A 327-nucleotide genomic window follows, 5' to 3' on the forward strand; every position below is an offset into this window, starting at 1 on the left:
AAAAGTAGATGGAAGTACAACTACACCTCCAACAAATCCAGGAGAAACAGTTAAAAATACAGGAGTAGTAACAGCAAGTACATTAAATGTAAGAAGTGGATATGGATCAAGCTATTCAAGAATAGGATCGCTATCAAATGGAGCAAAAGTAGAGATAGTAGAAAGTAAAAATGGATGGCATAAGATAAAATATAATGGAGGATATGGATATGTATCAGGAGATTATATAAAAGTAGATGGAAGTACAACTACACCTCCAACAAATCCAGGAGAAACAGTTAAAAATACAGGAGTAGTAACAGCAAGTACATTAAATGTAAGAAGTGG

1 protein-coding gene is annotated in these 327 nt (G+C 33.6%); it reads left to right on the forward strand.

The window, feature by feature from the left end:
- Window positions 1-327 (forward strand): SH3 domain-containing protein (locus LEQ07_RS19845; protein ID WP_263331968.1); only part of this gene is annotated, 327 nt, incomplete at both ends.

Origin of the sequence: Paraclostridium sp. AKS73 (assembly GCF_025671395.1) — a bacterium.
In the GTDB taxonomy this organism is placed as follows: domain Bacteria; phylum Bacillota; class Clostridia; order Peptostreptococcales; family Peptostreptococcaceae; genus Paraclostridium; species Paraclostridium benzoelyticum.